Source organism: Ferruginibacter sp., assembly GCF_031391665.1.
Lineage (GTDB): Bacteria > Bacteroidota > Bacteroidia > Chitinophagales > Chitinophagaceae > Ferruginibacter.
In genome coordinates, this window is record NZ_JANMUN010000069.1 from 28,903 (window position 1) to 39,921 (window position 11,019).

Sequence of the window (11,019 nt, forward strand, 5' to 3'; positions counted from 1 at the left end):
CAAAATATAGGACACACTTATACCGGGATAATGGTAAATTATTTTTTATGACTTTAGTAATAATAATTATTGCACTGGCGCTAATTTTCGACTACATCAATGGCTTTCATGATGCAGCAAATTCTATAGCAACCGTAGTTTCCACAAAAGTACTTACACCATTTCAAGCGGTGGTTTGGGCGGCTATTTTTAATTGCGTTGCCTTTTTTATTTTTAAAGATCACGCCGTAGCAAACACAATAAGTAAAACAGTTAACAAAGAATTTATAACATTGCCGGTAATTTTATCTGGTCTTATAGCAGCAATTTTCTGGAATTTATTAACCTGGTGGTATGGTATTCCATCCTCTTCTTCCCACACATTAATTGGAGGTTTTGCCGGCGCAGCAATTGCACATGCTTTATCCTTAAAAGGTATAGGCTATAGTTGGGGTAAAATTGTAGAATCTGATATCATAATCGGCACAGTTATATTTATTTTTCTAGCCCCGCTTATAGGCATGGGAATTTCTATTTTCATCAGCATAGTTACTATAATGCGAAACATATGGTTACGGATAGGGATTATTGCATTGGCAACTTTTTTAACTGTTTTATTGTTCGATAAATTTGAAGCCGATAAAATGGATGAAAATATTCAGAAATTTTTAAAGGTGGATAAATATGAAGCAGAAGCTGCGGCAGCTTTGGTTACACAGCAATTAAACCCCAATGATACAACGGCAGTAAAAAATTATAAACTTGCAAAAGAAAAATTAGACGACGCTTTACCCAATTACAAAAATATAAGCGTACTGATTAATAATTTTGATAATCTTGGAGCAAAAAAAATTGCCAGGCAGGCAACAGAGAGCGGATGGTTGAAAGATATTGAGGCAAGTAGATTGAAAGATGATGTAAGAAATGCAAACGACTTTTTAGTGTTGGAAGCAAAAGCTGCCAGTGACGATGCTGTAAAAACAGAGTATAATATTGCAAAAGTCGCCACAGAAAAATATAAAGAACCTTTAAAAAGTTTTTTTAATAAGGAATTGTCTTTGGACAGCACAGTGATTGCTTTAAATTCAATCTATCCTGTTAAATATGAGAATACTGAAAAAGTAAAAAAGAAAATTAAGGACTTTAGCATTGAAAAAAGCTTGGCAAAAGATATTGATAAAGCAGATAACAGCATGATAGTTTGGGGTATTATTTTTACTTCAATATTATTTTGCCTGGTTTATTTATATGTAGAAAAAATAAGAACGCCAACAGCTTTTAAGGTAGCAAACATGTTTAAAAAATTACAGCTATTCAGCTCAGCTGCATTTAGTATTGGGCATGGTGGTAACGATGCTCAAAAGGTAATGGGAATAATAGGCGCAGCATTAATAGCTCAGGGAAGTATCCAAAATTTTTCCGATTTACCTAACTGGGTACCTATTGCCTGTTATTTAGCTATTGGGCTCGGTACCATGAGTGGGGGCTGGAAAATTATAAAAACAATGGGAACAAAAATTACAAAGGTAACTCCACTGGAAGGTGTAGCCGCCGAAACAGCAGGAGCATTTACTTTATTTTTTACAGGGCAAATGGGTATTCCGGTTTCTACAACACATACCATTACAGGTTCAATTATTGGTGTGGGGGCTACAAAAAGATTAAGTGCAGTACGCTGGGGTGTAACGATTAACCTTATTTGGGCCTGGATACTCACCATTCCTGTAAGCGGCTTACTTGCAGCGGCAGTGTACTATGTGGTTTCTTTTTTCATGAAATAACTTTAAAATAATCTAATTATAATTCAATCACTCAGGCAACTGAGTGATTTTTTTTGTTTTCTTTGTAGTATGAACAAAATATTAGTAACAGGTGGCTGCGGCTACATTGGCTCTCACACAATTGTTGACCTGGTGGAAAACGGGTTTGATGTTATTTGTGCAGATAATAATTCCCGCAGTAACGAAGCCATATTAAACGGAGTTGAAAAAATTATTAATAAAAAAATTAAAAATTACAAAGTTGATCTTTGTAATTACGATGATACCTATGCTATTTTTCAGGAAAATACTGATATAAGAGGCATCATACATTTTGCAGCGTATAAATCTGTTGGTGAGTCAGTTGAAAAGCCTTTAATATATTTCGAAAACAATTTAAACTCTCTTATCAATATTTTAAAATGTGCCGAAGAATTTAATGTGCCTCATTTTGTTTTCTCTTCTTCCTGCACAGTTTATGGAAATCCGGATGAAATGATTGTAACAGAAGAAACACCACAAAAACCAGCAGAATCACCTTACGGTGCTACCAAACAAATGGGCGAACAAATTGTATCCGAAACGGTAAAAAGCAATTCGGTAAATGCTATTTTATTAAGGTACTTTAATCCTGTAGGGGCTCATCCTTCTAATAACATTGGCGAATTACCCATTGGTAAGCCAGCAAATCTGGTGCCTGCAATTACACAAACTGCCATTGGTAAATTACCCATGATGCAGGTTTTTGGAACAGATTACAATACAAAAGATGGCAGTTGTGTTCGGGATTATATACATGTTTGTGATATTGCACATGCACACACACTTGCTTTAAATTATCTTATCAATAAAAAAAATAGCACAGCTTGCGAAGTGTATAATTTAGGAACAGGTGATGGTTATACTGTTTTGGAGGTAATTAATGCATTTGAAAAAATAAGCGGAGTAAAATTAAATTACCAAACGGGCCCACGCCGTTCAGGAGATGTAATAGCCATTTATGCTAATAATAATAAAGCAAAATCTCATCTGGACTGGCAACCCCAATATAACCTGAATGATATGATGGATACTGCCTGGAAATGGGAATTGAAATTAAAAGATGATGGTAATCTTTTTAAAGTTCAAAAAGCAGGATTGAATTAATTTATTTTTACGTAGAATATTTATAAGGAGGTAACCGTTGTATTCGTTAATTAAAATTAGTATTTGTGATGGTTACTAAAACAATGTGGGCAACTTTTTAAGATGCCTTTCTTTTCAATCAAATCTTTCTTTTACTTTGCAGCATCTTAAAAAATTCAAATAGATATACTTATATGCTCAGTCAAATTCAGGTTACAGGCAATAAAGATACCCGTAGTGGTTTTGGAGATGGTATTTTAGAAGCGGCGAAAAAAAATCCAAACATTGTTGCTTTAACAGCCGATCTTTTAGGCTCCTTAAAACTGCAGGGTTTTATTAAAGAATTTCCTGAGCGCTTTGTACAATGCGGTATTGCCGAAGCCAATATGATTGGTATTGCGGCAGGTTTAACCATAGGAGGGAAAATTCCTTACACCACCACTTTTGCAAATTTTAGCACCGGCAGGGTGTATGATCAAATACGCCAGAGCGTAGCATACAGTGGAAAAAATGTAAAAATTTGTGCGTCGCATGCAGGCTTAACTTTGGGTGAAGATGGTGCAACACATCAGATTTTAGAAGATATTGGATTAATGAAAATGCTGCCGGGTATGACGGTTATTGTACCTGCAGATTATAATCAAACTAAAGCAGCAACACAGGCTATTGCCGATTACGAAGGGCCAGTTTATTTGCGTTTTGGCCGCCCTGTTTGGCCAATATTTACTAAAGAAGAAGATTTTGTAATTGGCAAAGCTCAACAACTTTCTACAGGAACTGATGTAACTATTTTTGCATGCGGCCATTTGGTTTGGAAAGCGGTTGAAGCAGGAAGAATTTTAGAAGAAAAAGGGATAAGTGTAGAAGTAATAAATATTCATACCATTAAACCTTTAGATACTGAAGCGGTGCTGGCATCAATAAAAAAAACAAAATGTGCTGTTACAGCCGAAGAGCATAATATTATTGGTGGCTTAGGCGATAGTATTGCACAGGTTGCTGCCAAACATTTTCCTATACCAATTGAATATGTTGGTACTAACGATACTTTTGGAGAGAGTGGTAAACCCACCGAATTGCTTACAAAATATGGGTTAGATACTCCGAATATAGTAGCTGCAGCAGAAAAAGTAATGGCAAGAAAATAAAAGGATTAAACTTTTTAATAAAAAACCAATCTTACGGTTGGTTTTTTTATTTTTACTGCCTCAAACCTACTATGGCTACACACTTAGACGACAAAGAACTGCTTATTCAGTTCAGTCAACCTGCCACAAAAGAAAAAGCATTTACCGGTATTATTAAAAAATACCAGGAAAAATTGTATTGGCATATACGCCGCATGGTGGTAGAGCATGAGGATGCTAATGATGTGTTGCAAAACATGTTTATTAAAGTTTGGAAAGGCTTAGAAAATTTTAGGGAAGACAGCCAGTTATACACCTGGTTATACCGCATTGCCACCAATGAGTCGCTTACTTTTATTGAGCAGCAGAAAAAAAGAAGCACTGCGTCGCTAAGCGATGAAGAAAGCAGCCTTAGCAATAAAGTAAAAGCCAGCGATTATTTTGATGCTAATAAACTTGAGTGGAAACTTCAGGTAGCTATTCAAAAATTACCTGAAAAGCAAAAAGTTGTGTTTAGTTTAAGATACTACGATGAAATGCCTTACGAAGAAATGAGCAGGGTTTTAGAAACCAGCGAAGGTGCCCTTAAAGCAAGCTATCATCATGCAGTAAAAAAAATAGAAGAATTTATACTTAATAATTAAACTTTTAGTAAATAACATCGTCTTAAAACTGTAATGGAAAACAGGATTGATATATTGAATGAATTAAAAGAGCTTAGTCCGCTTGTAGCAGGAGTGGAGAGGGTGAATGTATTTACTGTACCCATTGGTTATTTTGAAAGGCTGGAAGAAGATATTTTAATAGTGGTAAAAGTAGAAACCGGAGTATTGTTAAATTCAATTACCAATCAACCTTCAATGCAGGTGCCACAGGGTTATTTTGAATCACTTTCGGATAATATTCTAAATAAGATAAAAGCAGAAGAAGCAACAGAAGTAAAAGAACTGTCGCCAATGCTGTACAGTATTAAAAACGAAAATACATTTACGGTACCACAAGGTTATTTTGAATCATTGTCAGCAAATATCTTAAATAAGATAAACGAAGAGGAAACCACCGCAAGTGAATTGAAAGCATTATCTCCAATGCTTTTCAGTATTCAAAACAAAAATTTATTTACCGTACCGCTGGGTTATTTTGAATCATTACCGGATAAAATATTAAATAAGATAAAACCTCAGCAGGCCAAAGTGGTTACTATGCAAAAGCGTACTGCTGCTATTTTAAAGTATGCTGTCGCAGCGGTTTTTATGGGAGTGATGGCATTGGGGGTTTATAAGTTTACAAATAGCGGAGATGCCGGCAAGACTGCTGAAATAAATTACTCTGGCATAATGAAAACAAATGTGGATGGGGAGCTGGCAACAGTATCTGATGACGAAATACTTAGTTTTTTAACTAAAGAAGGAGTTGATGTTGATGCCGCCGTGGCTGCCGCACAAATAGACGATAAACTGGATACCGACGAAACAAATACCGATAAATCAGAGAGCAACGAGATTGATGAATTGCTTAATCAATTAGATGATAATAAAACAATGAATTAAATTTTACTTCAATGAAAAAAGTATTGGGTTTTTTAATAATGATGATTGGTTTTTTAGCAGCAAATGCCCAAACACCTGATGAGGCTGATATAAAACAGCAGGAAAAAATAAAATCTCTTTACGTGGCTTTTATTACGCAAAAATTAGAGCTGAGCTCGGCGGAGGCACAAGTTTTTTGGCCAATACACAATGAGTTTGAAAAAGAGGTAAAAGCAGTAGATATGAATTTGCCTGAATTGGAAAGGGAACAAAAAATTCTTGATATCAAAAAAAGATACGAACCAAGGTTTAATAAAGTTTTACTTAATCCAAAAAGGGTTGATAAACTTTTCAGGCTGAATGGAGAATTTAGAAAAAAACTTATTGAACGTATAAGCAAACAAAGAGCCAATCAGCAAAGGCCAAAGTTAAGAAGGGGGGTATAATGATGATTGACAGGAGTGAAGTTTAAATAAATACTCATTCACATTCGGCAGATTAAAAATATTTTATAAACAGAAAACGCCTGCAATTTGCAGGCGTTTTCTGTTTATAGTTAACTAAGTTTTTTAATCCTTCATAAAACGGGTAATATTCGATTTGCCATCCTGGCTTACTGCATAGATATAATATATACCAGAAGAAAGATTTGCAAAATTTAAATTGTAATTATTGTTGCCCGCAAGTAATGTAATTTCCTGGCTGTATATCTGCCTGCCTTGTGCATCAGTTACAATTAATTTGCCTTTTGCTTTCTTATATGTTGCAATACTTATAACAGAAGTGCTTTTTACTAAAGTAGGAATCATGCTGGTAATTTCAAAACCAGCGTACTTGTTATATACAACAGCGGTATTACTATGACTTATAGAGCCATTTGCATCTGTAATTTTAAGTTTATAGTAGTTTGCGCCTGCTGATAAGTTATTATCAAGAGTGTTATAGTCAGCAGTATTTAGGATTGCATTAAACGTTTTAAAGCTGGTAAAGTTTCTTCCGTCTGTACTTTTTAAAACCTCAAATGTTTTAGCGGTGCTGGAATAACCCACCCTCCAGTTAATTAAAGCATCATCGCCCTGTTTAACAGCATTAAAGCTTTGCAGTTTAATAGCAAGAACATAAGGATCAGTTAGGGTAATTAAAAACATACCGTTGCCATGTGTTCCTGCTAATATCTTATTATCAGCAGGGCGGTATCTTAACTGACTTACAACAGCAAAGTTTATTTCAGTGCTTCCAACCCTGGTCCATGAGGTAGTAGCACCACTTAAAGTTGTAGTGGTAAAAAGTCCTACAGATGTACCAACAAAATATTCTGAAACACCTAAAACTTTTACAATAGCTGACGAACGTGCCGAAGCAAGCTGTACGGCAGAGCCGGCCGGCCCTTCAACAACGGTCCATGTGGGTGTGGCTGCATTAGCATTTGTAGTGTGGTACACACTGTTTACACCATAGTTAGAATATGTAATTAATATCTCGTTGTCATCGGCAGGGTTAATAGCAATTGAGCTTACAATAGCAGCAGGAAAACCAACAGGCGAAATGTCAACAGCGGCTGTTGGAACTGTTACAAAAGCAGGGTCATTTAGGCGATAAACCCTTCCGGTAGATGTGCCAATGTACAGTTTTCTGTTTGCGTCAGAAACAGAATAAGCTGCATCTGCATAAGCTTTATTCCTTGATGTTGCAAGGCTTCTTATATTGCCGGAAATACCACTACCGGACATCAATTCCCAACCCGTGGCAGCGTTAGCCGTTACAGTAGTTCCCGAAATGGTACTTGCAATTCTTGTTCGGTATAAAGAGGCACTACCGGCATAAAACAAGTGGTTGGTATTATCTTGATCCAGATTAAAATATGTAACAAAAATGCTGGTAGAACCTGACGGGGAAATTGAGAAACCAGCACTTGGACCAGTAAGCCTTACAAGGTTACCGTTCTGGCTGCCGCAAATAATATTAAATGTAGTGGGGTTTGTATAGGAAATAAATCCGGTAGCAACACCATCACCACCAAAAATAGAACTAGCAGTGGTGCCGCCGCTGTTTAAAGTTGTACCATTATCCTGTGCCCCACCAACGAAAATATCACTGCCACCAACAGGCAAAATATCTGTATGATAATACTGATAGGTTACGTAATCATTGTTTAAAGGCGTCCACGTTACAGAACCAGCGGTAATGTCTGCTTTTTGTATACCGCCATCATTACCAGAATATAGAACAGTGTTGCTGCCCGATCCAAAAACTAATGCATGAATATCAGGATGAGAGTTAGCGTATAACGCATAGCTTGCAGAAGAATTATAACCACCAATACGGGTGGTGGCGGCAGTACTTGTAAATCCATTAGTAGAACGGTAAATATTGGTGCCGCCAATAAAAATAGTATTAGCATCATCTGGTTTTACAGTAACAACTAAATCATACCCTCCTTGTACGGCAAAGGGATCGTTGCCGGCCAAACAGCCTGTCTCATCTGGTAAATTTGCAGATAAGTCTGTCCATGTGGTTAATGACTGATCCCATCTGTAAAATTCTGCTTCAACAGCAGGTGCCCCACAAGCAGAGGTTATATTATTATAATAAAGCGCATAAATAAGATTGGTGCTTGATGGTGCATAAGCAAGTACTACTCTTCCGTAGGCATTCAATGCGTTCCAGTTGGCGTGGTTGGGTACACCACCTGTTCCTGCAATACGGGTACCCCAGGTACCCGAAGCGCCTGTTGCAGATGTCCACACACCATCATTTGTTGCATCGGTGCCTGTAAAAGCTGCGTACACTCTTCCGGTTGGTGTAACTATAACATCTGTAAACCCTGCATTGGCTAAAGTTCCCAATACTAAAGTCCAAGTGGTTCCACCATCTGTAGAACGTTGAATGGTGTTACTGGCAGCAGCATATACATTTCCATTAGTAGGATCAATTACAATTTTATGAACAAAATCGAAAGCTGAAGTGAATGATTCTAAAGTACTTGCTGTGCTGGCTAATTGAGTCCATGTTACTCCATTGTCAGTAGACTTCCATATACCAGAACCATAATAAAAGGCACCCAAACCAGCCGAATTTCCGCTTGTCTCTCCCGTGCCGAAATACCATGTATCCTGAAACCCGGGGCGTGGGTCTTGTGCTACACTTACTATGTTATGAACTTGCCCTGCAGGCACTACCCTTGTCCAGGATGTACCTCCGTTAGTTGTACGGTACACGCCGGAACTTACACTGCCTGCAATCATAATGTTATCGTCTCTAACATCAATTCCAAGCGCCCTTGTTCTTCCGCCCAAATTGGTAGGCCCTTTTGGTGTTACAGAAAGTACACCAAGCGGTCCTAATGTAGTGGATTCGTATGTTGGGGTAGCTTGTGCAGCATCAAGCGACTTTTTCCATGCCATCCTGGGAATTTTGCCTGTGGCGGGGTCTTTTAACATATCAAATTCAAATTGTTCCCTTTCACCTACGGAAGATTCCTTCGCTTTTATTTCTTTTTCCTTGTCAAACGTTAATGTAACTGGTTTTTTTTCTGGTATTCTTGTAGCAAAAGTAAATTTTTTAACAGGCTTACCAGATGCATTTTTTGTTTGTACTGCTTTTTGAGATTGTTGTGCAATGGCAACATTTACAGTAATGCCGGCAACTAGCGTTGTTAAAAAAAAATGTTTGCAATAGAGCAGAACATTTTTTTTATTACAGTGTGGGAAAGAAAAATAATTGGTAGTCATAAAAACCAGGTTTAGCGGTTAGAAATTTTATCAATATTAATAAAAAATAGCCAATAAGTAAAAAAAAACTACATGTAATATAACATAAAACAGGTGTCCCGTTAATAGTAAAATTTTGATTGCATTATGAGGGGGGCAAGACTATAATTTCTTTTAATGAAGCGGTTTTTAATACAATATTTTTACCGCCGCAATTACCTTTTAAAACAAGCGGGGATGTTATTCTCCACCTACTATTTGCTGCTTTCTGAGTTTTTTTTACAAGTTGCAGTGCATATAAAAAGTATCCCTTTGCTGCAGAAATAGTTATTGGCCCGCCACCGTTTAAAAAACCAGGTTGCAAAGGGCTTTGCTGTAACAGTGGCGTAATAGAAAAAAAAAGGTTACCCTGCTGTGCAATACTCCATTTAATATTTTGTGTGCTTGCTTCAATAAAAACTAGTATGCTGGTATCGTTTTCGATGGTAGTTTCAGATAAAGAAACAATGTTGCCTGTATCCAGTGTTATAATTTCATCCGTACCACCTTTTGGAGATAGATTTTTAGCTGTTATGCTATAGTACGCATAGGACTTTTTAATAAATAACCGTGTCTGGCTAAACAAAAGTAAAGGTGTAAGGGAAAATACTATTAAAAAGTAGCGCATTTTTGTTTTATGATTCAGCTTTTTCATACCCAATAAAGTATAGTTGCCTTAAAATTAGATAATAAATTTACTACAATATTTCGAGTGAGCTCCTTTAAAATAAAATAACTGGGTAACAAAAAAGGTTCAGAAACTTCTGAACCTTTAACTATTTAAAATAACAATTACTTTATTTATACTGCCCTATTAATCCTTTGGCCAGCTCAGTTATCTTTTTAATGCCATCATCAGATAAATTCCCTTTTTTAAACTCTGCTAAAATTTCAGGATATTTATTTTCCATTTCCATTAAAAAATGTTCTTCAAAAGCTTTTACATTTTTAACAGCTACTTCTCTTAATAAACCCTGTGTACCTAAATAGATTATAGCCACCTGTTTTTCAACAGACATGGGTGAGTATTGCAACTGTTTTAATATTTCCACGTTTCTTGCACCTTTGTCAATTACATTTTTTGTAGCAGCATCCAAATCACCACCAAATTTACTAAAGGCTTCCAGCTCCCGGTAAAGAGCCTGGTCTAACTTAAGTGTACCGGCAACTTTTTTCATCGACTTAATTTGAGCGTTACCACCCACACGGCTAACCGAAATACCCACGTTAATTGCAGGACGGATACCGGCATTAAATAAGTTACCTTCTAAAAATATCTGTCCATCAGTAATTGAAATTACGTTTGTAGGAATATATGCCGATACATCACCGGCCTGTGTTTCAATAATAGGTAATGCTGTTAAGGAGCCTCCGCCCTTTACTAAATGTTTTATAGACTCTGGTAGATCGTTCATTTGTTTTGCAATGTCATCTTTAGAGATAACTTTTGCAGCTCTTTCTAATAAACGGCTGTGCAGATAGAATACATCACCCGGATATGCTTCACGGCCCGGCGGACGGCGCAATAATAATGAAACCTCACGGTAAGCCACAGCCTGTTTAGAAAGATCATCATAAATAATTAATGCAGGCCTTCCGGTATCACGAAAAAACTCTCCAATGGCAGCTCCGGCAAATGGTGCGTAAAACTGCAATGGAGCAGGATCGGAAGCAGAAGCAGCAACAATTGTTGTGTAAGCCATTGCTCCGTTTTCTTCTAATGTCTTCATTATACCGGCAATAGTGCTTG

General features: G+C 36.8%; 8 protein-coding genes and 1 pseudogene. 6 read left to right on the forward strand and 3 right to left on the reverse strand.

The genetic code is table 11. The annotated features are described in order from the left end of the window. Window positions 1–47 precede the first annotated feature (47 nt). From ACY651_RS05290 to ACY651_RS05315, 6 genes are all read left to right on the forward strand, one after another. Window positions 48–1,760, forward strand: a complete 1,713-nt coding sequence (locus ACY651_RS05290) for an anion permease (RefSeq protein ID WP_462250448.1) — start codon at window positions 48–50, stop codon at window positions 1,758–1,760. Between the two features lie 69 nt (window positions 1,761–1,829). Further along, window positions 1,830–2,885 (forward strand): UDP-glucose 4-epimerase GalE, encoded by a 1,056-nt coding sequence (gene galE / locus ACY651_RS05295; RefSeq protein WP_462250450.1) that lies wholly within the window; start codon window positions 1,830–1,832, stop codon window positions 2,883–2,885. A 173-nt stretch (window positions 2,886–3,058) separates the two neighbouring features. Beyond that, on the forward strand, window positions 3,059–4,012 hold the full coding sequence (locus ACY651_RS05300) for a transketolase family protein (RefSeq protein ID WP_462250452.1): 954 nt from the start codon (window positions 3,059–3,061) through the stop codon (window positions 4,010–4,012). A 71-nt stretch (window positions 4,013–4,083) separates the two neighbouring features. Continuing rightward, window positions 4,084–4,635, forward strand: coding sequence for an RNA polymerase sigma factor (locus ACY651_RS05305; protein WP_462250454.1), 552 nt, complete (start codon window positions 4,084–4,086; stop codon window positions 4,633–4,635). Window positions 4,636–4,668: 33 nt separating this feature from the next. Continuing rightward, a complete protein-coding gene (locus tag ACY651_RS05310) occupies window positions 4,669–5,541 on the forward strand; it encodes a hypothetical protein (protein WP_462250456.1) in 873 nt (290 codons plus the stop codon). Window positions 5,542–5,552: 11 nt separating this feature from the next. Continuing rightward, on the forward strand, window positions 5,553–5,966 hold the full coding sequence (locus tag ACY651_RS05315) for a hypothetical protein (RefSeq protein WP_462250458.1): 414 nt from the start codon (window positions 5,553–5,555) through the stop codon (window positions 5,964–5,966). 123 nt (window positions 5,967–6,089) lie between these two features. Here the strand turns inward: ACY651_RS05315 and ACY651_RS05320 are convergent, their stop codons facing one another. From ACY651_RS05320 to ACY651_RS05330, 3 genes and pseudogenes are all read right to left on the reverse strand, one after another. After that, window positions 6,090–9,251, reverse strand: a complete 3,162-nt coding sequence (locus ACY651_RS05320) for a hypothetical protein (protein WP_462250460.1) — start codon at window positions 9,249–9,251, stop codon at window positions 6,090–6,092. 124 nt (window positions 9,252–9,375) lie between these two features. After that, window positions 9,376–9,924: a hypothetical protein gene (locus ACY651_RS05325; protein ID WP_462250462.1), complete on the reverse strand. Its 549-nt coding sequence runs from the start codon at window positions 9,922–9,924 to the stop codon at window positions 9,376–9,378. Window positions 9,925–10,066: 142 nt separating this feature from the next. Next, window positions 10,067–11,019, reverse strand: a pseudogene (locus tag ACY651_RS05330) (F0F1 ATP synthase subunit alpha); the annotation flags it as partial.

Bases quoted from the DNA above. Each gene is read 5' to 3' on its own strand.
- ACY651_RS05325 (WP_462250462.1), bottom strand. From the start codon at position 9,924: ATGAAAAAGCTGAATCATAAAACAAAAATGCGCTACTTTTTAATAGTA.
- ACY651_RS05310 (WP_462250456.1), top strand. From the start codon at position 4,669: ATGGAAAACAGGATTGATATATTGAATGAATTAAAAGAGCTTAGTCCG.
- ACY651_RS05300 (WP_462250452.1), top strand. From the start codon at position 3,059: ATGCTCAGTCAAATTCAGGTTACAGGCAATAAAGATACCCGTAGTGGT.
- ACY651_RS05290 (WP_462250448.1), top strand. From the start codon at position 48: ATGACTTTAGTAATAATAATTATTGCACTGGCGCTAATTTTCGACTAC.
- ACY651_RS05305 (WP_462250454.1), top strand. From the start codon at position 4,084: ATGGCTACACACTTAGACGACAAAGAACTGCTTATTCAGTTCAGTCAA.
- galE (WP_462250450.1), top strand. From the start codon at position 1,830: ATGAACAAAATATTAGTAACAGGTGGCTGCGGCTACATTGGCTCTCAC.
- ACY651_RS05320 (WP_462250460.1), bottom strand. From the start codon at position 9,251: ATGACTACCAATTATTTTTCTTTCCCACACTGTAATAAAAAAAATGTT.
- ACY651_RS05315 (WP_462250458.1), top strand. From the start codon at position 5,553: ATGAAAAAAGTATTGGGTTTTTTAATAATGATGATTGGTTTTTTAGCA.